Genomic DNA, 26,056 nt, shown 5'->3' with positions numbered 1-26,056 from the left:
GCGGGCGCAGAGCGCGGCACGAACCCTGGATGCGGAGCTGCGAACCATGACCGACCTGCAATGGCCCATCGGCTCCGGCTTCGGGGCCGCCTCCACCACCCGCGACGTCCTCGAGCGCCTCGACCTGTCGGGGAAGGTCGTCGTCGTCACCGGCGGCGCCTCCGGCCTGGGGCGCGAGACGGCGCGCGCGCTCGGTGCGGCGGGCGCTCGCGTGGTGGTGCCGGCCCGCGACCCCGCCCGCGCGGGGGCCGCGCTGGCGGGCTTCCCGCGCGTGGAGATCGAGCCGATGGACCTGCTCGACCCGGCCTCGATCGACGCGTTCGCGCGGCGCTTCCTCGCCACCCGGCGCCCGCTGCACGTGCTGGTGAACTGCGCCGCCATCATGGCGTGCCCGCTGGCGCGCGACGCACGGGGCTACGAGTCGCAGCTCGCCACCAACCACCTCGGCCACTTCCAGCTCACCGCCCGGCTCCGGCCGGCCCTGCGGCGGGCCGAGGGCGCGCGGGTGGTCTCGGTCTCGTCCCTCGGCCACCGCTACTCGGCGGTGGTGTTCGAGGACCCGAACTTCCAGCGGCGGCCCTACGACCGCTGGGCCGCGTACGGACAGTCGAAGACCGCGAACGTGCTGTTCGCGGTCGCGCTCGACGCCCGCGGCGAGCGGGAGGGCGTCCGGGCCTTCGCGCTCCACCCGGGCGCCATCGTGGACACCGGCCTCGGGAAGCACGTCTCCCGCGAGGAGCTGCGGGCGGCCGGGGTCCTCGACGCGCAGGGGCGGCCGGTCCTCGACCCCGCGCGCCAGCTCAAGACCGTCGAGCAGGGCGCCGCGACCATCGTCTGGTGCGCCACCAGCCCGCGGCTCGAGGGGCGGGGCGGCGTGTACTGCGAGAGCTGCGAGGTCGCCCGGGTCATGCCGGCGCGGGTCGGCCCGACCACGATGGCGGACGCGACCCGGCTGACCGGCGTGGCGCGCCACGCCATCGACCCCGAGGCCGCCGAGCGCCTCTGGACGCTGAGCGAGCGGCTGACCGGGATGCACGCGGGGTGACGGCCGCGCCGCCGCGGCTGGGCGGCCTCGAGCGAGCGGTCGGCGCCGTCAGACGGGCTCGGCCTCGGCGGCCTCCGCCACCGCGGGTCGCGCGGGCCCGGCGGCGGGCGCGGGCACGGCGCGGGACGGGACCTTGGGTCGCAGCGCCTCGACGGTGAGGTCGAGGCTCATGGCGCCGTGCTCGAGCCAGGCGTGCTCGCCGTCCAGCACCTCGCGGCCGACGGCGTACGCGGCGGCGTCGTCGTTGTGCCAGAGCGCGCCGAACAGCCCGCGCACCTTGCGGCGGCTGCGCAGGCAGAACTGGTCGGCGAGCCGCGTCGCGCCGGCGGCCTCGGGGCGGCCCTCGCGGCGGAGCGCGTCGGCGCGGGCGACGCTCGCGGACATGGCGAACAGCTCGTTCGCGATGTCCACGAGGCGGAACAGGAACGCCTGCTTGCGCTCGGCGGCGGCGCGGAACACCACCATCGAGTGGAAGATCTCGCGCGCGAGCTTGCGGCTCGAACGCTCCACGAAGCGCAGGTGGCGCGCGAGGCGGCCGAACCCGCCGTAGCGCGGGGCGAACAGGCCGCGCAGCCACAGGCCGAGGTACCAGGTGGTGTAGAACGCGGCCACCTTCGGCACCGTCGCGAGCTTCTTCGCGACGGGCACCTCGGGATCGATGAGCGCGCCGGCGACCTGCAGGTGCTTGTCCACCGCCTCGCGCGCCATGAACAGGTGCATGATCTCCGAGGAGCCCTCGAAGATGAGGTTGATGCGCGCGTCGCGCATCCAGCGCTCCACGCCGACGGGCGTCTCGCCGCGGGCGGCCAGCGAGCGCTCGGTCTCGTAGCCGCGGCCGCCGCGGATCTGCATGGTCTCGTCGATGAGCCGCCAGGCCTGGACGGTGTTCCACTCCTTCGCCGCCGCCGCCTCGAGCCGGATGTCGTAGCCCTCGTGATCGGCGAGCGACTGCGCCAGGTCGGAGACGGCCTCCATCGCGTAGGCGGTCGAGGCCATGTCGGCGAGCTTGTGCGTGATGGCCTCGTGCTTGCCGATCTCCTGGCCCCACTGGACGCGCGCCGCGGCCCAAGTGCGCGACAGGGCCAGCGCGTTCTTCACGCCGCCGGAGACCGCGGCGGGCAGCGAGAGCCGCCCGGTGTTGAGCGTGGTGAGCGCGATCTTGAGGCCGCGCCCCTCCTTCCCGATGAGGTTCTCGGCCGGGACCTTCACGTCGGTGAAGCGCAGCGCGGCGTTCGCGATGGCGCGCAGGCCCATGAAGCGGCAGCGGTGCGTCACCTCCACGCCCGGCCAGGCGGTCTCCACCACGAACGCGCTGATCGCGTCGGTCTTCGGGTCGCGCGCCATCACCACCAGCAGCTCGGCGAGGGTGCCGTTCGTGCACCAGAGCTTCGAGCCGTTCAGCACGTAGTGCGTGCCGTCCGGCGACCGCTCGGCGGTGGTGGCGAGGCGGGCCGGGTCGGAGCCGACGTTGGCCTCGGTGAGCGCGAACGCGCTGACGGCGCCCCTCGCGATGCGCGGCAGGTACTTGTGCTTCAGCGCCGCCGAGCCGAACAGCTTCAGCGGCTGCGGGACGCCGATGGACTGGTGGGCCGAGAGGAGCGCGGTGAGGTTCGCGTCCCAGCTCCCCAGCAGCGCCATCACCTTCCCGTACTCGACCTGGTCGAAGCCGAGCCCGCCGTACTCCACCGGGATCTTCATCCCGAAGGCGCCCAGCTTGCGCAGGCCGTCCATGACGTGGGGCGGGTACTCGCCGGTCTCGTCGATGGCGACCGGGTCCACCTGCTCGCGCAGGAAGGCCTCGAACGCCCGGTACCAGCGGGCGAACTCCGGGCGCTCCTCGCCGGCGAGCGGGTAGGGGTGGATGAGCCCGACGCGGAAGCGTCCGAGGAACAGGTCGCGCAGGAACCCGGCGCCCTGCCACTCGGCCTCGCGCGAGGCCTCGGCCACCTCGCGGGAACGACGGATCTCCTCGCCGGCGTGAACGGACTCGGTCATGGCGCCCTCGCTCGCTCGGCCTGCCGCCCAGGAGGTGCGGCGGCCTGTCGATTCCGTAATCAAAGCTAACGCGCTGCGCCGGCCGCACAACCGGACCGGCCAGGACCCTTCGAGGTTCCGGCGGAGCGGCGAGGGAGGGGCCGGGCAGGCGGCCGCGCGAGGTCGGGAGGTTCCGGACGCCGCTCAGGCCGGGCCTGCGGTGCACCCCTCCTCGTGAGCCCGTCGAGCCTCGGGCGCTGCCTTCACGGACGAAAGTAACGGATGGTGAACCCGGCGCCACCTGCGCCGCTCACCGCACGAGCGCCGCTCACGGCACCAGCACCGCCGCCCCGCGCAGCCGGCCGGCGCGGAGGTCGGCGAGCGCGTCGTTGGCGCGCTCCAGCGGGTACGGGACGACCTCGGTGCGGAGCGGGACCTCGGGCGCGAGCGCGAGCAGCGCGTCGCCGTCGGCGCGGGTGAGGTTCGCGATCGAGCGGAGGGTCCGCTCGCCCCACAGCAGCGCGTACGGGAACGAGGGGATGTCGCTCATGTGGATGCCGGCGCAGACCACGGTGCCGCCCGGCACCACGTCGCGGAGCGCGACGGGCACGAGCGCGCCCACCGGCGCGAACAGGATGGCGGCGTCGAGCGGCTCGGGCGGCACCTCGCCCGAGGCGCCGGCCCACTCGGCCCCGAGCTGCAGCGCGAACGCCTGCGCCTCGGCGTCGCCGGGGCGGGTGAACGCGAACACGCGCTGCCCCGCGTGCCGGGCGAGCTGCACCACCAGGTGCGCCGCGGCCCCGAAGCCGTAGAGGCCGAGCCGCTGGGCGCCGCGCACGGGCGTCCAGGCGCGGTGGCCTATGAGGCCGGCGCAGAGCAGCGGCGCCGCGTCGGCGTCCTCGTAGTCGCCGGGGATGGCGAACGCGTAGCGCGCGTCCGCGACGGCCAGCTCGGCGTAGCCGCCGTCGCGGTGGTAGCCGGTGAACCGCGCCGCGCTGCACAGGTTCTCCCGGCCGCTCCGGCAGGCCGCGCAGCGGCCGCACGTCCAGCCCAGCCACGGGATCCCCACCCGATCGCCGGGCCGGAAGCGGGTCACGCCGGCCCCGACGCGATCCACCACGCCCACGATCTCGTGGCCGAGCACCAGCGGCAGCTTCGGGTCCGGCAGCTCCCCGTCGGCGACGTGCAGGTCGGTGCGGCACACGCCGCAGGCGCCCACGCGGAGGCGCAGCTCGCCGGGTCCGGGGACGGGATCGGGGAGCTCCACCGCGGCGAGCGGGGCGCCCGGGCGGGCGAGGACCATGGCGCGCATGCGCTCGACGGAACACCGCGCGGGGGAGCGGGTCAAGCGGGCGGGGCGGGGGCCCTCGGCGGCGGGGCGACGGACGCTGCGTGCGACCCGGCCCCGGGTCCCGCCGCACCGGCCAGCCACGCCGGGGGGAGCCGCATCTTCTCGTTGCCCCCGGCACGCCCCGGGCCGCATGCTGCCGGCCGGGATTCACCGACCGGAGACGAGATGGCGCACCCGACCGACGACCGCAACTTCCGCCTCCCCACCACCGTCCACCCGACCGGCTACGACGCCAGCCTGGCGGTGGACCTGGACGGCAGGCGCTTCGCCGGCCGGATCCGGATCGGGCTCGCGCTCGCCGCCCCGTCCACCGAGCTGGTGCTGCACGCGGCCGCGCTCGAGATCCCCCGCGCCGTCGTCACGGCCGGCGGTGACCGGCGCGAGGCGGCGGTGCGGCTCGCGCCGGCGAGCGAGACGGCGGTGCTGTCCTTCGACGCCCCGGTGGCGGCGGGCCCGGCGGTGCTCGAGCTGGAGTTCGCCGGCGGCATCGTCAGCGGCCTGCGCGGCCTGTACCTGGCCGGCCCCGGGCTCGCCGCGACGCAGTTCGAGGCCGCCGACGCGCGGCGGGTGTTCCCGTGCCTCGACGAGCCGGGCTTCAAGGCGCCGTGGCGGCTCACCGTCGAGGCGCCCCGCGACGCGGTGGTGCTGTCCAACGGGCGGCCGGAGGCCCTCGAGGAGGTCGAGGTGGAGCGCGGCGCCATCCGGCGGGTGCGCTTCGCCGAGACCCCGCCGCTGCCCACGTACCTCGTGGCGCTCGTGGTGGGCCGTCTCGAGGCGCTGCCGGAGATCTCGGTGCGCGGCGTCCCCGTGCGCACCTGGGCCACGCCGGAGAAGCTGGCCCTCACCGGTTTCGGCCAGGACGTGGCGGTGGAGGTGCTGCCGCGCCTGGAGGACTACTTCGGCGTGCCGTACGCGTTCGGCAAGCTCGACCAGGCCGGCCTGCCCGAGTTCGAGGCGGGCGCGATGGAGAACGCGGGCCTCGTCACCTACCGCGAGGTGGCGCTGCTGCTCGACCCGGCCACCGCCTCGCTGGCGCAGAAGAAGCGGGTGGCGGAGGTGGTGACCCACGAGCTCGCGCACCAGTGGTTCGGCAACTGGGTGACGATGACGTGGTGGGACGACCTCTGGCTGAACGAGGCGTTCGCGACCTGGATGGCGTTCAAGATCGTGGACGCCTGGAACCCCGGCTGGCGGGTGTGGCTGGAGTTCGACCAGGGCAAGGCGGCGGCGATGCACCTCGACGCGCTCCGCTCCACCCACCCGATCCGCGCCGACGTGAACAACGTCGCGGAGGCCGGCGAGGCGTTCGACCTCATCACCTACGAGAAGGGCGGGGCGGTGCTCCGCATGATCGAGGGCTACCTCGGCGAGGAGCGCTTCCGCGACGGCATCCGGCTGTACATGCGCCGTCACGCCCGCGCGAACGCCGTCGCCGACGACCTGTGGGGCGCGCTCGCCGAGGCGTCGCGCGAGCCGGTGGTCGAGCTCGCGAACGCCTGGATCCGCCAGCCCGGCTTCCCGCTCGTGACGGTGTCGCGCGCCGGCCGCACGCTGCGCCTGGAGCAGCAGCGCTTCTGGTCGGATCCGGCGCGGGCCGGGGACGAGCCGGCCGCCGGGTGGCCGGTCCCGCTGGTGCTGCGGGTGGGGCAGGGCGGGAAGGTCACCGAGCAGCGGGTGCTGCTGCGCGGGCGGTCCGCCGAGGTGACGCTGGCCGGCGACGGCGAGCCGGACTGGGTGTGCGCGAACGCCGGCGCCACGGGCTTCTACCGCGTGCGGTACGACGCCGCCGGCCTCGCCGCGCTGGGCCGCAACCTGGCGGCGCTCGCGCCCGCGGAGCGGATCCAGCTCCTGTCCGACGAGTGGGCCCTGGTCCGCGCCGGCGCGCGCGAGATCGGGGCGTTCCTCGACCTGTGCGGCGGGTTCGCCGGCGAGGAGGACCACGCGGTGCTCGACGAGCTGGTGGCGCGGCTCGCCACCGTGGAGCACCGCCTGGTGGCGGACGCGGACCGGCCGGCGCTCCGGGGCTTCGTGGCGCGGCTGTTCGCGCCGCAGCTCGCCGTCACCGGCTGGGACGCGGCGCCCGGCGAGCCGGACACGGTGCGGCTCCGCCGCGCCGCCGCGGTGCGCGCGCTCGGGCTGGTGGCCCGCGCGCCCGGGCCGGCGCAGGAGGCCCGCGAGCGGCTCGATCGCTGGCTCGCCGGCGACCGCGCCGCGGTCGAGCCCAACCTGCACGACGCGCTCGTCGCCATGGTGGCGCGCGACGGCGACGCCGCGCGCTTCGACGCGTTCCAGGGGCTGTTCCGCAAGGAGGCCGACCCCGCCTTCCGCCGCCGCTACCTGCTGGCGCAGGCCGCGTTCGAGGATCCGGTCCTCGCCGCCCGGGGCATCGAGGTGCTGCTCGGCGGGGAGGAGGTCCCGCTGCAGGACGTGGCCTCCTACTCGGCGGCGCTGCTCGCGAACCGGACCGCGCGCGGGCCGTACTGGGCCCGGCTGCGCGGCGAATGGGACGCGCTGCTCGGGCGCGTTCAGGGCGCGCCCATGCTGCTGCGCCGCGTGGTGGAGGGGATGGGGGCGCTGGTCGAGCGGCGGGAGCTGGAGGAGGCCGAGGCGTTCCTGGCCGCGCACCCGGTCGAGGAGGCGCGCCAGGCCATCGCGCAGACGCTGGAGCGGCTCCGCCAGGACGTGGAGCTGCGCGAGCGGACCACCGCCCAGGTCGGCGCGTGGCTGGCGCGTGGCGGACGCTAGCGCGGCGGCCGCGAGCCGCTACAATCCGCCGCCGTGACCACCCCGCCCGCCGGCGCCGTCCCGGCCGATCCCGCGAAGCCGACGCCGCCCTGGATCTTCCTGTTCCTCGACTTCCCGTTCGGCGCGGCGGTCGGCTACCTCTCGCTGGGCGTGCCGTTCTGGATGGAGCGGCGCGGCTTCTCCATCGAGGCCATCGCCGCGGTGGCGGCGGGCGCGAACCTGGCGCACGCGTTCAAGCTGCTGTGGATCCCGGTGCTCGACCTCGGCGCGTACCGCAAGATCTGGTACCTGGCCATGGCCGCCACCACCGCCGCGCTGCTGGCGGTGATCTCGGCGCTGCCGGATCCGCTCGCGAACCTGCCGCTGTTCGCCGCGTTGCTCACCGCGCTGCAGGCGGCGGCCACCACCGGCCACGCCGCCAACAACGCGCTCATGGCCACGACCACCCGCTTCGCCGACAAGGGCAAGGTGGGCGGGTTCGCCATGGCCTCGAACGTCGGCAGCACCGGGCTGCTGGGCGCGGTGGCGATCCTGGTGTCCGACGCGGTCTCCCCGCGCGCGGCGGGGCTGACGCTGGCCGCGCTCGTGCTCGCCGGCGCCGCGTTCGCGCTGCGCATCGTCGAGCCGCGCCTGGTCGACCCGGCGGTCCGGGCGGCGCACGGGCTGGCCCGCGCCACGGTCCGGCACCTCGGGGCGATGCTGCGCGACCTCTGGTCCACGGTGCGGAGCCGCGAGGGCTTCACCGGCCTCGTCATCTGCCTCGCGCCGGTCGGCTGCCAGGCGATGTCCAACCTGTTCACCGGCATCTCCGAGCAGTACGGCGCGAGCGCGCGGCTGGTCGGGATGGCGAACGGCGTCGGCGGCGGCATCGCCAGCGCGGTGGGGGCGCTGCTGGGCGGCGTCCTCGCCGACCGGATGAGCCGCCGGGTCGCCTACGCCGCGTCCGGCGGCCTGACCGCGCTCTGCGCGGTGGCGATGGCCGCCGCGCCGCTGAACGAGTGGACCTACGCCTGGGGCACGTTCACCTACCTGTTCGCGGGCGGGATCGCGTTCGCCACCTGGGCCGGGATGGTGCTCGAGATGGTGGGGCTCTCGGCCGCGACCGCCACGAAGTACGCGCTCTTCAACGCGTCGGCCAACCTCGCCATCAGCTACGTCACCGCCGCCGACGGGCTGGGCGGCGCCTGGCTCCACCGGACGCTCGGGATCGCCGAGGCGCGCGGCGTGCTCCTCACCGACGCGGCGCTCACGCTGGGCGGCATCGGGGTGCTGCTCGCGATGCTGGTGGTGACGCGCCGCCCCGCGGCCGCCGCGCGCCCCTCCTGACCCGGATCGCCGCCGCGGCCCGCACCGGGGCCGGCGCGGGCCCTGTCGCGCGGCGCCGCCGTCCACAACGTGGTTCGGGGCCCCTCGCGCGCGCGGCGCCGTCCGGCGGCCGGGCGGCCGCGCCGGGGCGGCGGACCGCCGGGGCGGCGCGGGAGGCGCGTGGAGCGGACGGGGTCACAGGACGCGAAGGCCCTGCCCACCGCGGCGCCGCCGGTCTTCTTCCGCTCGCTCCGGGACTTCCTGCGCGTCCTGCCGGGCGCCGCCCAGCGGTTCTGGGTGCTGGTCATCGCCACCGGGGCGCTCTCCGGGCTGGGCTCGGGCGCGCTGCTCCTGGCGCTCTCGGGCGTGCAGGAGCTCGCCTGGCCGCAGGCGGCGCGCTTCGTCGACTCGGTGGACGTCTCGTCGCCCGGCCGGCGGGTGCTCGTCCCGGCGCTGGCCGGGCTGCTGGTGGGGGTCACCGCGCTGCTCTGGCGCAAGCCGCTCGGCGGGCACGGCACGGCGCGCATCCTCGAGGCCATCTGGCACCGCGGCCGCGAGCTGTCGCTGGGCCGGACGCTCGTGCGCGGGCTGCTCTCGATCACCTGCGTCGGCATGGGCGCGTCGCTGGGACGGGAGGGCGCGCTCGTCCAGGCGGGCGCGGCGAGCGGATCGTGGCTGGCCGGCCGGCTCGGGGTGAGCGAGCGCCAGGCCCGCGTGCTCGTCGCCTGCGGCGCCGCCTCCGGCATCGCGGCCGCCTACGACGTGCCGATCGGCGGCGCGCTCTTCGGCCTGGAGGTGCTGCTGGGGAGCTTCGCCCTGGAGCTGCTCGGGCCCATCGCAGTCGCCTGCGTGGTCGCCACCGCGGTGGCGCGCACGCTGCCGGTCCCGCACGCCACCTACGACATCCCCGAGTACGCACTGCTCCACCCCGCCGAGCTGCTCCTCGGGCTCGCGCTCGCGCCGGTGCTCGGGCTGGCCTCGGCCATCTACGTGCGCGTGATGGGCTGGGTCGAGGTGCGCTTCGACCGGTTCCCGGCGCGGGCGCGCCCGATGCTGCCGGTGCTGGGCATGGGCGCGGTCGGGCTGCTCGCGATCCGGTTCCCGGCCGTGCTCGGCAACGGGTTCGACACGGTCCACCAGGCGCTGCTGGGCGAGCTGCCGCTGCGGCTGCTGCTGGTGCTGCCGCTCCTGAAGCTCGCGGCGAGCGCGGTGTGCGCCGGCACCGGGGTGCCCGGCGGGCTGTTCACCCCGTCGCTGTTCTTCGGGGCCGCCATCGGCGGCGCGGCCGGAGAGCTGCTGGCGCGCGTGCTCCCGGGGGCGCCGCCGTCCGGCGCGCTCGCGCTGGTGGGCATGGCGGGCGTGCTCGCGGGCACCACGCACGCGGCGGTCTCCTCGGTGCTGATCGTGTTCGAGCTGACCGGCGACTACGGGGTGATCCTGCCGCTCATGCTCTCGGCCGCGGTCGCCGCCGCCACCAGCCGCGCCATCGAGCCGGACTCGCTCTACACCGCGCCGCTGCGGCGCAGCGGGGTGGCGCTCCCCGAGCTGCCGCGCCCGGAGTGGCTGCGGACCACGCCGGTGGCGGCGCTGGTGGAGCGCGACGCCGAGCGCGTCCCGCCCACGCTCGCGTTCGACGCGCTGGTGAAGAAGCTGCTGGCGCTGCCGCCCGGGCACGACCTGTACGTCACCGACGCGGAGGGCGCGCTCCTGGGCGTCATCCGGCTCGACGCGCTGAAGGGCACCATCTCGGACCAGGCCGATCTGGGGATGATCGTCGCGGCCGACGTGGTGGACCGCGAGATCGAGCCCATCACCACCGCCATGACGCTCGCGGAGGTCGCGGTACGGTTCGGGGAGACCGACTTCGAGCGCCTGCCGGTCGTGGATGGCCAGCGGAGGCTGGTGGGCGTGGTGGCCATGCGCGACCTGCTCGCCCGCGGAAGCTTCTGACCCCCTGGCGGGGAGCCGAAGGTCGCCGGGTCCACGTCGACCCGGCGCCGCCATCACGGCGCGCGCGCCCGCCGCAGGTGACGTAACCGCGCGGAGCGCCTTGCCCCACGCTGCGTGAGCGCCCCATCCGGACCGGCTGGCGCTTGATCCACGTCAACTGACGGCGGTCAAGACGGGGGTAGGTTCCGACGCCGCACAGGGAGGTGCGAATGGGCTACGTACGACCGAGGATCGGGCCGCTCGCGGTGACGGTGGCGGTGGCGCTCGCCGTCGTTCCCGCCGGGGCGCTCGCCGCCGAGGCGGCACCGGGATCGACCCCGAAGGCGCCGGCGGTGAAGGCCACCCGGCCGGAGGCGAAGCCGCCGCTGCTCGTGCAGGCGGAGGCGCCGCCGTTCTCGGAGGGGATCTACCCGTGCTCGGCGTGCCATGCCGGCATGCCGAAGGATGGGACCCGGCGCGAGCTGGCGTTCCACGACGAGCAGCAGGCGGTGTTCGACCACGGCTCCGACCAGCGCTGGTGCCTCGACTGCCACGACCTGCAGAACCGCGACGTGCTCCGGCTCGCGAACGGCGCGCCGGTGCCGTTCACCGAGTCCTACCGGCTGTGCGGCCAGTGCCACGGCGACAAGTACCGCGACTGGCGCGTGGGCGTGCACGGCAAGCGCGTGGGCCACTGGAACGGCGAGAAGACCTACTTCCTGTGCGTGAACTGCCACAACCCGCACTCGCCGCGGTTCAAGGGCGTCCAGGAGATCGTCTCCGGCGGGAAGAAGACCGTGGCCCCGACCCTGACCTACCTCAAGCCCGAGCCGCGGCCGAAGCGCCCGGAGGAGCAGCGCCGATGACCCCGAACAAGAGCCTGCCGGTCCTGAGCGACGCGGACGCGCCGCCCCCGTCGCCGCGCGAAGGCGTCGACCCCATCGGCGACGGCCCGCTCGACCCGGCGCGGCGCGCGTTCCTCCGCACCGCCGCCGCCGGCACCGCGGTCGCGGCGCTCGCGTCGTGCAGCAGCGGCCTGGACATGGAGGACTTCCTCCGCAAGCACTTCAAGGAGCTCTCGCCGGACGAGCTGAAGAAGGTGCTCGCCAAGGTGGAGAAGCGGAACCAGGAGCGCTTCGGGAAGAAGACCACCGTCTCCGCGAAGGGGCCGCAGCCCGGCGTCGAGTACGGCTACGGCCTCGACATCTCCCGCTGCGTCGGCTGCCGCCGCTGCGTCTACGCCTGCGTGAAGGAGAACAACCAGTCCCGCACCGAGCCGCAGATCCACTGGATCCAGGTGCTGGAGATGGACAAGGAGCACGGCGTGGACCTGGCCCACGCCGACCTGTACTACGAGGCCGACGCGGTGCCGCGCCCGGGCAAGTTCTACTTCCCGGTGCAGTGCCAGCAGTGCCGCAACCCGCCCTGCGTGAAGGCCTGCCCGACGCAGGCCACGTGGAAGGAGCAGGACGGGATCGTGGTCATCGACTACGACTGGTGCATCGGCTGCCGCTGCTGCATGTCGGCCTGCCCGTACGGCGCGCGCCACTTCAACTGGGCCACGCCGAACCTGCCGGCCGAGGAGCTGAACCCCGACCAGCACTACCTGGGCAACCGCCCGCGCCCGAAGGGCGTGGTCGAGAAGTGCACCTTCTGCATCCAGCGCGTGCGCGAGGGCCGCTACACGGCCTGCGTCGAGGTGTGCCCGGTGGGCGCCCGGAAGTTCGGGAACCTGCTCGATCCCGAGAGCGAGATCCGCAAGGTGATGGAGACGAAGCGCGTCTTCGTCTTCAAGGAGGAGCTCGCCACGCACCCGCAGTTCTACTACTTCTACGCGACCTAGCGGAGAGGGCCCGACGATGTCCGGATTCCTCGAGTTCGTGAAGGGCTGCGTCCGCCAGGTGCTCTCCGGCGGCCGCGCCTACAAGGCGTGGGTGGCGTTCCTCCTCGTCATGATCGGGCTGGGCGCGTACTCCTACGCGCACCAGGCCACCGCCGGCCTCATCGCCAGCAACATGCGCGACGACGTGTCGTGGGCGTTCTACATCGGGAACTTCACGTTCCTGGTGGGCGTGGCCGCCGCCGCGGTGCTGCTGGTGATCCCGGCCTACGTCTACCAGTGGAAGCCCATCAAGGAGGTGGTGGTCCTCGGCGAGCTGCTCGCCATCAGCGCGCTGGTGATGGCGCTGCTGTTCATCCTGGTGGACATGGGCCGCCCCGACCGCTTCCTGCACATCGCGCCGCTGATCGGGACGCCCAACTGGCCGGCGTCCATGCTGACCTGGGACGCGCTGGTGCTGAACACGTACCTCGGCCTGAACCTGGTCCTGGTGCTCTACCTGCTGTTCAAGACGTACCGCGGCGAGCACTACGACAAGCGCATCTTCCTGCCGCTGGTGCTGCTCTCGATCCCGGTGTCGATCTCCACGCACACCGTGACCGCGTTCCTCTACAACGGCATGGCCGCGCGCCCGTACTGGAACGCCTCGATCCTGGCGCCGCGCTTCATCGCCTCGGCGTTCTGCTCGGGCCCGGCGGTGATGATCATCCTGTTCCAGCTGCTCCGGAAGGCGTTCAAGTTCGACATCAAGGACGAGGCCATCTGGAAGATCGCGGAGCTCATGTCGTACGCGATGTTCCTGAACCTGTTCCTGCTCGGCGCCGAGCTGTTCAAGGAGTACTACTCCGCCACCGAGCACCTGCTCTACACGCAGTACCTGTGGGGCGGGATCGGCGAGCACACGGTGCTGGTGAAGTACGCGTGGCTCTCGCTCGCCTGCAGCGTGATCGCGTTCGTGATCTTCCTGGTGCCGCGCACCCGCCGGAACTTCGTCACGCTGAACGTCGGCTGTCTCCTCATCTGGGCCGGCGTCTACATCGAGAAGGGCATGGGGCTCATCATTCCCGGGTTCACCCCTTCGACCCTGGGCCAGATCTACGAGTACACGCCGACCGCCATGGAGTGGGGCGTCGCGGGCGGGGTGTTCGGGATCGGCTTCCTCACGTTCACGATGCTGGTGAAGATCGCGGTGCCCATCCTCGTCGGTACGTTCAGGGCGCCCGAGCGCGCGCACGGCCATGCGCCGGCGGCCGGGTACCCGGTTCCCTAGAAGCGTTCACACGCCGCACCCACACCTGGAGGTCACCATGAAGCGTCTCGTCGCCGTCCTCGCCTTCGCCGCCTTCGCCGCCGTCGCCCGTGCCGACGACGGCGCCGCCGTGTTCGCCAAGAAGTGCGCCGTGTGCCACGGCAAGGACGGCAAGGGCGCGCCCGCCGGCAAGGCGCTCGGCGCGAAGGACCTCACCACCGTGAAGCTGTCCGAGGCCGAGATCGTGAAGGTGGTCGAGAACGGCAAGGGCAAGATGACCGGCTTCAAGGGCAAGCTCAGCGACGACGAGGTGAAGTCGGTCGCGAAGTACGTGAAGGGCGGCCTGAAGTAGCGGTCCCTGCACCGCCGCGGCGCCCCGGGGGACGTCCCGTCCCTCGCGGGCGCCGCTTCGCCTGCACGGTGGCGCGTTCCGTGCTATAGCGCGCAGCGCCTTGTCCGACGGCAGCCTCACGACCCCCCCGAAGGCCCCCCGCATCCCGACGCTCGACGCCGCCCGCGCGGTGGGCGTGGTGGCCATGGTGTTCGGCCACACGCTCGACGCGCTGCTCTCGGCGGAGGCGCGGGCCGCGCCGGGGATGGTCCTCTACTGGAAGGCGCGCGGCTTCACCGCGCCGCTGTTCATGCTGGTCTCCGGCTGGGCGGTGACGGTCGCCATCGGCCGCGGCCGGGCCCGCGGGCTCGACATCCCGCGCGGACGGCTCGGGCGCGTGCTGCTCCTGCTGGCCATCGGCTACGGGCTGCGCTGGCCGGGGTGGGGGATCGACGCGCTCCGCGCCGGGGATCCGGCGGTGTGGAGCCACCTGCTCGCGTTCGACGCGCTCCACGTCATCGGCGTCTCGCTGCTCGTTGCAGCGCTGGTCCTGGCGCTGCCCTGGACGTCGCGGGAGAAGGTGGGCGTCTTCGCGCTGCTGGGCGTGCTGGCGGTGGCGCTCGCGATGCGCGCGCCCGCGCCGGTGCTGCCCGCGCCGGCGGAGCTGCCGGCCCCCGGGCTCGGGATGGCGATGGCGCAGGCGCTGGGCGGCACGTCGCCGTTCCCGCTGCTCCCGTGGTGCATCTACTTCTTCGCCGGCGCGGTGGTGGGGCTCAGCGCGCCCGCCGACGCGCGGCGCCGCACCGTGGCGCTGGCCCTCGCCGGCGCCGGCATGTTCGCGGTGACGCTCTGGACCGGGCTCGAGGACCTGCCCCCCGCGCACCCCGGGCTCATCGCCTACCGCATCGGCGCGGTGCTGCTCCTGCTCGCGGCGCTCTCCGCGGTCCCCGCGGCGGCGGCCGCGCGCCTCGCGCCGGTCGGCAAGGCCTCGCTCGGCGTCTACGCCATCCACATCCCCATCGTGTGGGGCTGGTCCACCTGGCACGGGCTCGCGCTGCGGATGGGGCCGTCGCTCTCGGCGTGGAACGCGGTCCTGGTGGCGGCGCTGGTGCTCGCGGCGAGCTTCGGGCTCCACCTCGCGATCAAGCACGCCCGCGCCGCGGGCGCGGCCGGCCTGCGCCGGGTGCGCTCGGCGCTGGACCGGGTCGCGCTGGATCCCTGAGCCTCAGCCGGCCCGCGCGGCGCCCGGCGCGGCGCGGGCCAGGTCCGCCGCGAAGGCGGCCGCCCGCAGCTCCGCCCAGAAGCTGGGCCGGAACGGCGCCCCCGACACGAAGCCCACGTGCCCGCCGGCCGGGGTCGCGACCAGCTCGACGCACGGGTTGGCGCGCGCCGCCTCGACCGGCAGCGTGTCGCGCGGGACCATCGGGTCGTCGAGCGCGGCGAGCGCCAGCAGCGGCCGCCGCACGCCCGCCACGAACCGCCCGGCCGAGCAGCGGCTCCAGTACTCCTCCGCCGAGGCGAAGCCGTGGAGCGGGGCCGTCACCGCGCCGTCGAAGCCGGCGAACGTGGTCACCGCGCGGATCGCCGCCGCGTCGAGGCGCTCCGGGAAGCGCGCCGCCTTCTCCAGCGCCTTCGCGCGCAGCCGCCGCAGGAAGCGCTCGCGGTAGACCCAGTTCCAGAAGCCCGGGCCGTCGATGGCGCGCGCCGAGCGGGCCAGGTCGAACGGGACCGACACCACCGCGGCGCCCCGCACCTCGGCCGCGAGGTCGTCGCCGCGCTCGCCCAGGTACTTCGCCACCACGTTGCCGCCGAGCGAGAAGCCGGAGAGCACGAGCGGCCGGCCCGGGCGCTCCGCCACCAGCCGCCGCACCACCTCGTCGACGTCGCCGGTCTCGCCCGAGTGGTAGAAGCGCGGCAGCCGGTTCGGGGTGCCGGAGCAGCCGCGGAAGTTCATCGCGAGCGCGCCCATGCCGTGCGCGAGCGCCAGCGCCACCAGCCCGCGCACGTAGGGCGCGCGCGACGAGCCCTCCAGGCCGTGGCAGACCACCAGCACCGGCGCGCCGGCGGCGGGGCCGGCGAAGCGGTCCACGTCGAGGAAGTCGCCGTCGGGGAGCTCCCAGCGCTCGCGGACCGCGGGCGGGCGCGGCAGCGGGCGCGCCACGCTCGCGAACACGGTCATGGCGTGCGCGCCCGGGAGCCAGCGGCTCGGGCGGTAGGCGGTCACGCGACCTCCTCCTCGCGCCGCGCCGCGAACTGCGGGTGCGCGCGCACCCGCGCGAGCGCGTCCGGCGGCGCGTCCGGCGGGAACGGCGCCGAGGAGCGCTCGAGCCGCGCCAGCCAGCGCGCGTCGAGCGGGCGCGCCAGCAGCGCCGGGTCCGTCGCGGCCGCGGTGGTCTGCTCCTTCGGGCCGCTCGGGTCGCCACCGCCCACGTGGAAGCCGGCGAGGAGCAGGGCCGAGCGGGTCGCGGTGGCGGTGCTGTACGTGTACAGCGCGCAGCGCGGGCCGGAGCGCGCCCAGGCGGCGGCGAACGCCCCCAGGGTCCACAGGCCCGGGTTCGCGCGCGGGCTGAACGGATCCCAGAAGATCACCTCGGCGCGGAGGTCCTGCCGGGGCAGCGTCTCCAGCAGGTCGCCCAGAACGAGCCGCCAGCGCACGCGCGCCGAGCCCCAGGCGCCGTCGCGCAGGAGCGCCCGCGCCGGGTCGAGGTCCTCCGGCCCGAGGCCCAGCCGCGCCGCGCCCTCGTCCGACGTCGCCAGCCCGAGCGCCCCGAGGTCGCGCTCGAAGCTGACGATCTCCAGGGCGCGCCCGCCCGGCGGGACCGCCGCTGCCGCGCGGATCGCGGCGAGCGCGTTCGAGCCGGCGCCCAGCCCCACGTCGAGCAGCACCAGCGGCGGCCCCGGCTCGGCGAGCCGCTCGCGGAGGTGCGACTGCGCCACGTAGAGCCGCTCCGCCTCCACTGCGGGGCCGATCACCGGGTGCATCACCTCGCCGGACTCGGCGTCGCGCACCGCGGCGGCGCCCTGGGACGTGACGACGAGGTGGAAGCGGGCGCCGTCGCGCGGCGCCTCCGCCGGCGGGGCCGCGGGCGCCGGCGGCGGCTCGGGGAGGCGGCGGCGGCCGGGTGGGCGCGCGCTGCGGTCGTGCTCGTGGCGGTCGAGCGCCTCGAGCCGCTCGCGCTGGTAGGCGCCGTAGCGGCCGGCCTCGATGGCCTCGCGGGCGCCGCGCATGAGGTCGAGGTAGTGGCGGAGGTTGTGGACGGACACGAGGCGCGGCCCGAGCGGCTCGCGGCACTTGAACAGGTGGTGCAGGTAGGCGCGGCTCCAGCCGCGGCAGGTGTCGCAGCCGCAGGCGGCGTCGAGCGGGAGCTCGGAGAGCCGGTGCTCGGTGCGGGTGAGGCGCACGCGGCCGGTGGAGGTGAAGGCGGTGCCCTGCCAGGCGAGCGTGGTGGGCAGGATGCAGTCGAACATGTCCACGCCGTGGCCGATGGCCTCGAGGAGGTCGGGCGGCGTGCCCACGCCCATGAGGTAGCGCGGGCGGTCGAGCGGGAGCAGCTCGGCGGCGCGCGCCACCACCTCGCCGCGCTCGTCCCGGGTGTCGCCGACCGCGAGCCCGCCGATGGCGAAGCCGTCGAACGGGTGCTGGGTGAGGAAGCCGGCCGAGGCGGCGCGCAGCGCGGGATCGAGGCCGCCCTGGACGATGGCGAAGAGCGCCTGCTCGGGGTTGGTGCGCGCGGCCAGGCTGCGCAGCGCCCAGCGGTGGGTGCGCTCCATCGCCGCGCGGATCTCGGCCGCCTCGGCGGTGGAGGGCAGGCAGACGTCGAGCACCATCATCACGTCCGAGCCGATCGCGGTCTGCATCGCGATGGAGGACTCGGGGGTGAGGAGCTGCGGGCGGCCGTCCACGTAGCTGCGGAAGCGCGCGCCGGCCTCGGTGATGATGCGGTCGTGCGAGAGCGAGAAGATCTGGAAGCCGCCGGAGTCGGTGAGGACCGGGCCGTCCCACCGCATGAAGCGGTGGATGCCGCCCAGCGCGCGGAACGCCTCGGGCCCGGGGCGGAGCAGCAGGTGGTAGGTGTTGCCGAGGATGATCTCGGCGCCGGCCTCGCGCACGTCGGCGGGGGTGAGCCCGGTGACGCTGGCGCGCGTGCCCACCGGCATGAAGGCGGGGGTCTCGACGCGCCCGTGCGGCGTCTCGAGCGTGCCGCGCCGGGCGCGGGTCTCGGCGTCCCTCGGGCCGGGGTGGAAGCGGAAGGGCATCGGGGATCCTATGCGCGGGGGAGGTGGCCGTGCGCGGCCTCGGCGCAGCCGGCCTCCCAGGTGCCGCGCAGCCTGAGGACCCGCTCCACCGCCACGGCGTGCAGCCCGAGGAGCCGCTCCGCCGCGTCCGGCGCGCCGAGCGCCGAGAGCGCGCCGGCCATCGCCTCCAGCGTGGACATGCCGTCGGCGCGCGGGGGGCGGCGCAGGCGCAGGCCCTCGGGCGGACCGCCCAGCGTGAGCCGCGGGAGCCGCTGGAGCGCGGGGATCCGCTGCATCATGCGGCGGGCCTGGCTCCAGGTGCCGTCCGGCACCACCACCAGGCGCGGCGGCGCGGGCGGCGGCGGGGTCGGGACGGGGGAGGGGAACAGCGCCACCGCGCCGGCGGCGGCGAGGTCGGGCAGCGCGAGGGGCTCGCCCGGCAGGCCGTGCTCCAGGATCTCCGTCCCGGGGAGCGCCAGGGCGGCCCAGCGCGCCGTGTTGGTCATCCGCTCCCGCTCGCTGGCGTGGCGCACGATCAGGAAGCGGACCGGGGCGCGGAGCCGCGGCACCTCGGCGCATAGGCAGAGCGCGGTCGGGAAGGCGCAGCGCGGGCAGCGGTCGGGGGCGGGGGGCACGGCGACGCCGATCTACCACGGGCGGCCGCGGCGCGCGCGGTGGGGTGGAACCGGGGCCGCGCTCGCGTTAACTCTCCCGCATGCCTGCACGCCTGAGACTCTTCACCGACTTCGTCTGACCGTTCTGCTTCGTCGCGGAGCGGAGCAGCCTGGTCAGGCTGCTGGACGAGTACGAGCTGGAGCTGGAGTGGGTGGGATACGAGCTCCACCCCGACACGCCGCCCGGCGGGATCGCGGTGGCGGAGCGCTTCCCGAACGCGGAGGCCATGTCCGGCTACCTGCGCTCCTTCGCCGCGGGCTTCGGCATCGACGACCTGCGCCCGCCGGATCGCATCCCCAACACGCGCCGCGCGCTGGCGGTGGCGCAGCTCGCGCGCGAGCAGGGCCGGCTCGAGCCGTACCGGGCGGTGGCGTTCGACGCGCACTGGCGGCGCGGCTGGGGCATCGAGACCGACGAGGACCTGCGCTGGCTGGCGCGCGAGGCCGGCCTGGACCCGGTCGCCGCGGTGGCGGCGGGCTCGGATCCGGCGCGCCTCGCCGCGGTGGACGCGGCCCGCGCCGAGGCGACGCGGGCCGGCGTCACCGGCATCCCGACCTTCGACTTCGGCGACGCGCTGCGGGTGGTCGGCTGCCGCCCGTACGACGTGCTCGCCGACGCCGCCCGGCGCGCCGGGGCCCGCCCGCGCACGTAGCGGGCCGGGCCGGGGCGGCCAGGCTAGGGCAGCACGCGGATGGCCGCAGCGCCGCCGGCGGTGGAGACGTGCAGCGTGGGGGGCGACGGCATCCGGTCCACCTCGATCGCGGTCACGCGGTCGCTCGGCAGGCCGCTCCCGGCGCGGATCGACTTCGACGTCCGGGTGGCCGGATCCCAGATCGAGACACCGGTGGTGTACCCGGCCAGCACCACCCGCCCGTCGGGGAGGCAGGCGATGTCGCGCACCGGCCGCTCGCCCAGGCCGAGCGCGCTCGACAGGTAGTGCGTGAAGCGGTGCCCGTCCCACGAGGCGACCGTCTCCATCACCCCGTCCGCCGGGCCGGCGCTCGAGAACCAGACCGTGCCGTCCGGGCACACCGCGACGCCGGTCATGAGGACGTCGTGCCCCTCGTTCGCGACCGGGAACACCGGCATGTTTCCGGTGCCGTCGGGATAGTACGGGTCGCCGAACGCGACCTTGAACGCGGCGCCGTTGCGGGCGACCCAGTGGAACGGATCCGCGTCCCAGGTGATCAGGCCGGCGGCCCACTTGCCGGCGTGCCACAGGTCGCCGTTCGCGTCGATGGCGAGGCCCGCCCAGTCGCCGAGGCGCTGGTTCGCGCCGGTGCCGTCGCAGGGCGCGTCCTTGCAGACGCTGGCGTGCAGGTGGTCGCCCATGTAGTCGTCGTTGAAGGAGTCGAGCCACTCCATGGGCGGATCCGGCCAGCGGAACTGGTCGGGGAAGAGCAGGTCCACGCCGTGCTCGGTGCCGGCGTAGAGCGTGTGCGGGTGGGCGAAGTGGTCGTAGACCATCCGGTAGATGGACCGGTCGTGCCAGTACTTCGCGCCGTGGTTCCCGGCGACCAGGTCGAAGCGCTCGACCGACAGCGTCCCGTCCGCGTTCAGCCGGACGCGGTCGATCTTCCCGCTGTGGCGGTCGGGATCGCACCAGTCCTCGCCGTCCCCGTTGGCGCCGCAGTCCGAGCCGCCCGGGTGGATGCCGTGGTACCCGATGAACACCTCGTCCGGCCCGCCGCCCACGATGGAGCGGATGCCCTCGGGCGCCGCCACGCCCCAGCTCACGTCGGCGTCGGCGCAGGGCGTCTCGGGGCGGACCGGGCGGTCGCGGCAGTACCGCATCCGGTTCGCGCCCATGTGCAGCCCGTCGCCCTCGTCGTAGCGGCGGAACGTGGTCTCGCCGGGCCGGAGCAGGTAGAGCGCCGACGGGGTGGCCAGCCACCGGTTCTGCGTCTCGTCGGTGCTGAACCCGACCACCGGCGACTCCTGGATGCCGGCGCTCGCGCCGTAGGCGGCGTTCTCCACCGCCCAGGGCCCCTGCGTCCCGAACTGGAAGCGCGGCGGCGTGGTCCCGCCGCCCCCGCCGCCGCCTCCTCCGCCCCCGCCCCCATCGCCGCCCCCTCCGCCTCCGCCGGCGCCGCCGCCGGGCGGCGTGACCGGCGCGGGATCCTTTCCCCCCGAGCCGCAGCCCGCGATCGCGACCGCCGCCGCCAGCGCCACCCAGGCCCCGCCTCGTCCGAGCATCTCCCCTCCGTGAAGTCCGCCCCGCGAGCCGCGCGGGACCGGCGGCCCGCTGTGCGAGCGCCGGGCCAGCGACCGGGACGCGCCGCCGCGCGGGGAACAGCGGCGGCAGGTGGGTGGCGGTGGGCGATCGGTGGAACGCGCGTTCCACGAGAGGTGAACGCGGGGCGCAGCGCCGGCTGCCGGGCGATCGCCCGCGGGGGCGGGCGGTCGCTCGCCAGGCCCCCGCCGGTCCGGTTCCAGCCGTCGGCCCTGCTGGGCTACGCTGACCGGACGAGGAGCCCTGTCATGCCGGCCACCCGTGAACCCGCCGCCTTGAACCTGCCGCCGCGCGTCCCGCTCGCCCGGCTGCCCACGCCCATCGAGCCGTCGCCCCGGCTCGGCGCCGCGCTCGGCCTCGACCTGCTCTACAAGCGCGACGACCTCACCGGCCTCGAGCTGTCCGGCAACAAGGCGCGCAAGCTGGAGTACCTGCTCGCCGAGGCCGAGGCCGCCGGAGCGGACACGCTCGTGACCTGCGGCGGCGTGCAGTCGAACCACTGCCGCGCCACCGCGTTCGCGGCGGCGAAGCGCGGGCTGCGCGCGGTGCTCCTGCTGCGCGTGCCGGACCCGGCGCGGCCGCCCGCGCCCGAGGCGAACGTGCTGCTCGATCGGCTGGCCGGCGCGGAGATCCGCTGGGTCTCGCACGAGGAGTACCGGCGCCGCGCGGAGCGCATGGACGCGGTGGCGGCGGAGCTGCGCGCCGCCGGGCGGCGGGCCTACGTGATCCCGGAGGGCGGATCGTCGCCGCTCGGGAGCCTCGGGTACCTGCTGGCCGTGGCCGAGCTGCGCCGGCAGCTCCCGGAGGCATGGCGGACCGGGCCGCTGACGCTCGCCTACGCCGCGGGGTCTGGCGGCACCGGCGCGGGGCTCGAGCTCGGGGTGCGCGCGCTGGGGTGGAAGGACGCGCGGCCGGTGGGCTTCGCGGTGTGCAACGACGCGGCGTACTTCCGGGCGACCATCGCCACGCTGTGCGCGGACGCGCGCCGCCGGTGGCCGGCGCTGCCCGAGGTGCCGGCGGACGAGCTCCGGATCGACGACGGGTTCATCGGCCCGGGCTACGCCCAGGCCACCTCCGACGGGCTGGAGATCATCCGCCGCGCCGCGCGCGAGGACGGGGTGCTCCTCGATCCGGTCTACACCGGAAAGGCGATGCTCGGCCTGGCGACGCGAGCGCGCGAGCCGGGGGGGCTGCCCGCGCCGCGCGTCGTGTTCTTCCACACCGGCGGTGCGTTCGGCCTGTTCCCGTTCGCGAACGCGCTGGCCGGCTGAGCGCGCGCCCCTGGTCCCGGTCCCGCGGCGCGGGGATGGCGCGGGCGGCCCCCCGGCGGTATGCAGCCTCGAGGCCGGTCACTCGCCGTGGTTCCGCGGTGCGGAAGGGGGCGCGCGATGCCGAGGGTCAAGCAGATCTCCGCGTGGGTGGCGGATCGTCCCGGGGTGATGGGCGAGGTGGCCGACGCGCTGGGGCAGAAGGGCGTGAGTATCCGCGCCCTCATGGCGAGCGTGCTCGACGGGCGCGGCTTCCTCCGGATGGTGGTGGACAAGCCGGCCGCGGCGCGGCGCGCGCTCACGGCGCACGGCTGGGAGATCACCGAGGACGACGTCGTCGAGGTGACGCTGCCGGACCGGCCGGGCGCCCTGGGCGAGGTCGCGGACCGGCTCGGCGCGCGGGGCATCAACGTCCAGTACGCCTACGTCGGGACGGCGGGCAGCGCGAAGCAGGTGAACCTCTACCTGGCCGTGGCCGACGTGGCGGCCGCGCTGCGGGCGCTCCGGTGAGGCGGTTGCCGGTGCCGCGGTGCGGCATCGGCGCTAGCTTTCGATCGTGGGCCATACCGGTCTCGTCCTGACGGGCGGCGGCGCCCGGGCGGCATACCAGGTCGGCGCCCTCCGGGCGCTGGCGGAGATCGCCGGGCCGGGGCCGATGCCGTTCGGCGTGCTGGCCGGGATCAGCGCCGGCGCCATCAACGGCGCGGTGCTGGGGTGCGGCGCCGGCGACTTCCTGGCCGCGGCCGAGCGGCTCCAGGCCACCTGGGCCTCGCTCACGCCGGATCGCGTCTTCCGCACCGGCGCGCTGGCGCTCGCCGGCGTGGGCGGTCGCTGGATCCGCGATCTCTCCGCGGGCGGGCTCGTCGGCAAGACCGGGATCAACTACCTGCTCGACCCGGCGCCGCTCCGGGCGCTGCTCGCCGGCGCGCTGCCCATGGGCCGGCTGCGGCGCCACCTGCGCACCGGCCGGCTGCGGGCGGTGGCGCTGTCGGCCACGAACTACCACACCGGCGCGGGCGTGACGTTCTTCGAGGGCGCGCCGGACATCGAGCCCTGGATCCGGTCCACGCGCGTGGGGGTGCGGGCGCGGCTCGGGCTGGACCACGTGATGGCGTCCGCCGCCATCCCCATCTTCTTCCCGCCGGTCCGGATCGAGCGGACGTTCTACGGGGACGGCTGCGTCCGCATGATCTGCCCGCTCAGCCCGGCCATCCACCTCGGGGCGGAGCGGATCGTGGCCATCAGCGTGCGCCACCTGCGCAGCGCGGCGGAGACGGCGCGGGACGAGGTGAGCAGCGGGGACGGCACGCTCCCGCTGTCCGAGATCGCGGGCGTGCTCCTGAACGCGGTCTTCCTCGACTCGCTCGACTCCGACGTGGAGCGCCTCGAGCGGATCAACCGGACGCTGGCGCTCATCCCGCACGAGCGGCTCGGGCGCGGCGAGCTGGAGCTGCGCGAGGTGCCGGCGCTCGTGCTGCGGCCGTCGCTCGACCTCGGGAAGCTCGCCGCCGACGAGTACGGCCGCTTCCCGCGCATGCTCCGCTACCTGCTGAAGGGCATCGGCGCGACGGGGCACGCCGGCGAGGACCTGCTCAGCTACCTCGCGTTCGAGCCGGTGTACGTGCACCGCGTGATGGACCTCGGCTACGCGGACACGATGGCGCGCCGGGCCGAGGTCGAGGCGTTCCTGGCGCCGGACGAGCGCGGCGACCGGCGCGATCGGAACGGCCGCGCCGCGGGCGGCCTACGCGCGCGGTGAGCCGGTCCGCAGCCGCGGCGCGAGCAGCGCCGGCGCCAGCGTGCGCCAGGCGGTGGCCGCCAGCACCACCGCGCCGCCCGCCAGCGCCCACGGGCCGGGCCGCTCGCCGGCGAGCAGGAACGTCCAGATCGGGTTGAGCACCGGCTCGAGCAGCACCAGCAGCGACGCCTCCAGCGCCGGGACCTTCTCCAGCCCGCGGGCGAAGCACAGGTAGGCGAGCCCGAGCTGGAAGACGCCCAGGTACGCGACCAGCGCCAGGTCGAGGGGCCGCGGCGCGGGGCCGGCGGGCCAGAGCGGCAGCGCCACCGCGGCGGCGAGCAGGTTGCCCCAGACCAGCGCGGGCGCCCCGGCCGCGTGCAGCCGCCGCAGGCCCAGGATGCACAGCGCGAACGCGACGCCCGACGCGAGCGCCACCAGGTTGCCGGTGACCTGGCCCGGCGTCAGCTCGTCGAGGAAGAACAGCGCCAGGCCGGCGCCGAAGACCGGCACGGCGAGTAGCTCGCCGCGGGCGGGCCGCTCGCCGAGCAGCGCCGGCGAGAGCAGCAGCACCCACAGCGGCGCGGTGTCCTGGATGAAGATCGCGTTCGCGGAGGTGGTGAGCTTGTTCGCGAGCGCGAACAGCACGACCGTCGCCGCGTACGCCACCGAGACGAGCAGCACGCCGCGGGAGGGCCGGCGGCGCGCCTGCGGGACCGCGACCAGCAGGAACACGCCGGCCACCAGCGACCGTCCGCCGGCGATCTGCCAGCCGGAGAGGTCGCAGAGCTTCATGGCGGCGCCGGCCGTGGACCAGAGCCCGGCGGCGGCGAGGAGCAGGAGGCGGCTGCGCAGCATGAGGCGGCGCAGTCTAGCAGAGGGCGGGGCGCAGCCCCGTGCGCGGCGACGCCGCGCCCGCGGGGACCTCGCGCGAGCCCGCGGAGGCGGGCGCGCAGCAGGGTGGGGCCCCGCGGAGCTCAGCTCCGTGGGGCGGGGCGCAGCCCCGTCAAGCGGTCACCCAATCCCGGAGCACCCGGTCGATCTGCTCCTCGGAGAGCTCGCCGGCGTCGGCCAGCTCCTTGATGCGCTTGGTGAGCGCCTTCAGCTCGGTCTCGCCGAAGGTGATGCCCATCTCGCGCGCCCGGTAGGCGATGGCGTGCCGGCCGGTGAGGCGGCTGCCCAGGATCAGCCGCCGGGTGAGGCCGAACGCCTCCGGCGGGATGATCTCGTAGGAGCCGGGGTTCGCCATCATGGCCTTCAGGTGCATCCCGGCCTTGTGCGAGTAGGCGGTCTCGCCGGTCACGTAGTTGTTGAACGGGACCTCGATGCCGGTGACCCGCGCCACCAGCCGCTCCAGCTCGCGGAGCTGGCCCAGCCGGTAGCGCTCCGCCACCGACTGCGGCTCGATCGAGAACATGCGCGCGATGATGCCGCCGAGCGGGGTGATGCCGACGCGCTCGCCGATCCCGAGCACCGCCACGTCCACGTGGGTGGCGCCGGCGGCCAGGGCCTCGTAGGCGTTCGCGATGCAGCACCCGGTGTCGTTGTGGCCGTGGAACCCGATGTCGCAGCGGACCGCGCGCCGGATCTCGCGCACCAGCGCGAACACCTGGCGCGGCGTGGCGATGCCGACCGTGTCGGCGATGCCGACGCGGTGGACGCCGAGCCGCTCGGCGGCCTGGTAGACCGCCACCAGGTCCGTCACCTCGCTGCGGAACGCGTCCTCGGCGGAGAAGCGCGTCTCGAGGCCGGCCTTGAGCGCCAGCTCGATGGGCGGCCCCATGGCGTCGATGATCTGCTGGATGGACTTGCCGTGCGAGGACTCGCGGAGGATGCGGCTGGTCGCGAACAGCAGGCCGATGCCGCGGACGCCGGTGTCGATGGCGGCGCGCACGTCGTCGAGCACGCAGCGCGAGTGGGTGATGACCCGCGCGCCGAGCCCGAGCTTCACGATCTGCACCGCGTCCCGCTGCGACTGCGGCGAGGCGGCCGGGCTGGTCACCTCGACGTACTCGACCCCGAACGTGTCGAGCGCGCGCGCGATCTCGAGCTTGTCCTCGGTGCGGAACGTCCCGTGGGCGAACTGCTCGCCCTCGCGGAGCGTCGAGTCGATGAGCTTCCAGGTGGACTTGGTCATGGC

Annotated in this window: 20 protein-coding genes and 1 pseudogene; 13 read left to right on the top strand and 8 right to left on the bottom strand. The window is 75.4% G+C overall.

Annotated features, from left to right (window positions below):
- The first annotated feature begins 46 nt into the window (after positions 1–46).
- Positions 47–1,045 (top strand): oxidoreductase, encoded by a 999-nt coding sequence (locus tag ANAEK_RS12285; RefSeq protein WP_012526458.1) that lies wholly within the window; start codon positions 47–49, stop codon positions 1,043–1,045.
- 48 nt (positions 1,046–1,093) lie between these two features.
- On the opposite strand, the gene ANAEK_RS12280 is transcribed toward ANAEK_RS12285, so the two are convergent.
- Entirely contained in the window at positions 1,094–3,040 is a 1,947-nt protein-coding gene (locus ANAEK_RS12280) for an acyl-CoA dehydrogenase family protein (protein ID WP_012526457.1), read from the bottom strand.
- A 307-nt stretch (positions 3,041–3,347) separates the two neighbouring features.
- Positions 3,348–4,331, bottom strand: coding sequence for a zinc-dependent alcohol dehydrogenase family protein (locus tag ANAEK_RS12275; RefSeq protein ID WP_012526456.1), 984 nt, complete (start codon positions 4,329–4,331; stop codon positions 3,348–3,350).
- 204 nt (positions 4,332–4,535) lie between these two features.
- Here ANAEK_RS12275 and ANAEK_RS12270 point away from each other — a divergent pair, with 204 nt between their 5' ends.
- The 8 genes from ANAEK_RS12270 to ANAEK_RS12235 all read left to right on the top strand — a co-directional run bounded on the left by ANAEK_RS12270 (position 4,536) and on the right by ANAEK_RS12235 (position 14,991).
- Complete coding sequence (locus ANAEK_RS12270) at positions 4,536–7,115, top strand: M1 family metallopeptidase (RefSeq protein ID WP_012526455.1); 2,580 nt, start codon at positions 4,536–4,538, stop codon at positions 7,113–7,115.
- A 33-nt stretch (positions 7,116–7,148) separates the two neighbouring features.
- Positions 7,149–8,441, top strand: coding sequence for an MFS transporter (locus ANAEK_RS12265; protein WP_012526454.1), 1,293 nt, complete (start codon positions 7,149–7,151; stop codon positions 8,439–8,441).
- 159 nt (positions 8,442–8,600) lie between these two features.
- Positions 8,601–10,370, top strand: coding sequence for a chloride channel protein (locus ANAEK_RS12260; protein WP_012526453.1), 1,770 nt, complete (start codon positions 8,601–8,603; stop codon positions 10,368–10,370).
- Positions 10,371–10,579: 209 nt separating this feature from the next.
- Entirely contained in the window at positions 10,580–11,215 is a 636-nt protein-coding gene (locus tag ANAEK_RS12255; protein ID WP_012526452.1) for a cytochrome c3 family protein, read from the top strand.
- Positions 11,212–12,192 (top strand): 4Fe-4S dicluster domain-containing protein, encoded by a 981-nt coding sequence (locus ANAEK_RS12250; RefSeq protein WP_012526451.1) that lies wholly within the window; start codon positions 11,212–11,214, stop codon positions 12,190–12,192. Before ANAEK_RS12255 ends, ANAEK_RS12250 begins: the two co-directional genes overlap by 4 nt.
- Before the next feature lie 16 nt (positions 12,193–12,208).
- Positions 12,209–13,459, top strand: a complete 1,251-nt coding sequence (dsrP, locus tag ANAEK_RS12245) for a sulfate reduction electron transfer complex DsrMKJOP subunit DsrP (RefSeq protein WP_012526450.1) — start codon at positions 12,209–12,211, stop codon at positions 13,457–13,459.
- A gap of 37 nt (positions 13,460–13,496) precedes the next feature.
- Positions 13,497–13,790, top strand: a complete 294-nt coding sequence (locus ANAEK_RS12240) for a cytochrome c (protein ID WP_012526449.1) — start codon at positions 13,497–13,499, stop codon at positions 13,788–13,790.
- 100 nt (positions 13,791–13,890) lie between these two features.
- Complete coding sequence (locus tag ANAEK_RS12235; protein WP_012526448.1) at positions 13,891–14,991, top strand: acyltransferase family protein; 1,101 nt, start codon at positions 13,891–13,893, stop codon at positions 14,989–14,991.
- A 3-nt stretch (positions 14,992–14,994) separates the two neighbouring features.
- Here the strand turns inward: ANAEK_RS12235 and ANAEK_RS12230 are convergent, their stop codons facing one another.
- From ANAEK_RS12230 to ANAEK_RS12220, 3 genes are read right to left on the bottom strand one after another with little or no spacing between them, the layout of a single operon-like run.
- Positions 14,995–15,993, bottom strand: coding sequence for a YheT family hydrolase (locus ANAEK_RS12230; RefSeq protein WP_012526447.1), 999 nt, complete (start codon positions 15,991–15,993; stop codon positions 14,995–14,997).
- The gene (tgt, locus tag ANAEK_RS12225; RefSeq protein ID WP_012526446.1) at positions 15,990–18,026 is read right to left on the bottom strand and encodes a tRNA guanosine(34) transglycosylase Tgt; all 2,037 of its coding nucleotides are present in this window, start codon (positions 18,024–18,026) and stop codon (positions 15,990–15,992) included. The genes ANAEK_RS12230 and tgt overlap by 4 nt, the downstream gene beginning before the upstream one ends.
- Before the next feature lie 8 nt (positions 18,027–18,034).
- Entirely contained in the window at positions 18,035–18,640 is a 606-nt protein-coding gene (locus ANAEK_RS12220) for a tRNA-uridine aminocarboxypropyltransferase (protein WP_012526445.1), read from the bottom strand.
- 131 nt (positions 18,641–18,771) lie between these two features.
- Between ANAEK_RS12220 and ANAEK_RS12215 the strand changes: the two are divergent.
- A pseudogene (locus ANAEK_RS12215) lies at positions 18,772–19,332 on the top strand (DsbA family protein); the annotation flags it as partial.
- Positions 19,333–19,355: 23 nt separating this feature from the next.
- Here the strand turns inward: ANAEK_RS12215 and ANAEK_RS12210 are convergent.
- On the bottom strand, positions 19,356–20,876 hold the full coding sequence (locus ANAEK_RS12210) for a WD40 repeat domain-containing protein (protein ID WP_012526443.1): 1,521 nt from the start codon (positions 20,874–20,876) through the stop codon (positions 19,356–19,358).
- Between the two features lie 285 nt (positions 20,877–21,161).
- Between ANAEK_RS12210 and ANAEK_RS12205 the strand changes: the two genes are divergently transcribed.
- The 3 genes from ANAEK_RS12205 to ANAEK_RS12195 all read left to right on the top strand — a co-directional run bounded on the left by ANAEK_RS12205 (position 21,162) and on the right by ANAEK_RS12195 (position 23,940).
- Entirely contained in the window at positions 21,162–22,184 is a 1,023-nt protein-coding gene (locus ANAEK_RS12205) for a D-cysteine desulfhydrase family protein (protein ID WP_012526442.1), read from the top strand.
- Positions 22,185–22,301: 117 nt separating this feature from the next.
- The gene (locus ANAEK_RS12200) at positions 22,302–22,691 is read left to right on the top strand and encodes an ACT domain-containing protein (protein WP_012526441.1); all 390 of its coding nucleotides are present in this window, start codon (positions 22,302–22,304) and stop codon (positions 22,689–22,691) included.
- Between the two features lie 46 nt (positions 22,692–22,737).
- Positions 22,738–23,940, top strand: a complete 1,203-nt coding sequence (locus ANAEK_RS12195) for a patatin-like phospholipase family protein (protein ID WP_012526440.1) — start codon at positions 22,738–22,740, stop codon at positions 23,938–23,940.
- Here ANAEK_RS12195 and ANAEK_RS12190 read toward each other — a convergent pair.
- Both ANAEK_RS12190 and lysS read right to left on the bottom strand, forming a co-directional pair.
- A complete protein-coding gene (locus ANAEK_RS12190) occupies positions 23,926–24,774 on the bottom strand; it encodes a DMT family transporter (protein ID WP_012526439.1) in 849 nt (282 codons plus the stop codon). The two genes, ANAEK_RS12195 and ANAEK_RS12190, sit on opposite strands and share 15 nt — an antisense overlap.
- A gap of 148 nt (positions 24,775–24,922) precedes the next feature.
- Positions 24,923–26,053 (bottom strand): homocitrate synthase, encoded by a 1,131-nt coding sequence (gene lysS, locus ANAEK_RS12185; RefSeq protein WP_012526438.1) that lies wholly within the window; start codon positions 26,051–26,053, stop codon positions 24,923–24,925.
- Positions 26,054–26,056 lie beyond the last annotated feature (3 nt).

It is taken from the genome of Anaeromyxobacter sp. K, assembly GCF_000020805.1.
In the GTDB taxonomy this organism is placed as follows: domain Bacteria; phylum Myxococcota; class Myxococcia; order Myxococcales; family Anaeromyxobacteraceae; genus Anaeromyxobacter; species Anaeromyxobacter dehalogenans.
Note: the sequence above shows the minus strand (reverse complement) of the source record. Positions and strands in the feature narration are given on the sequence as shown.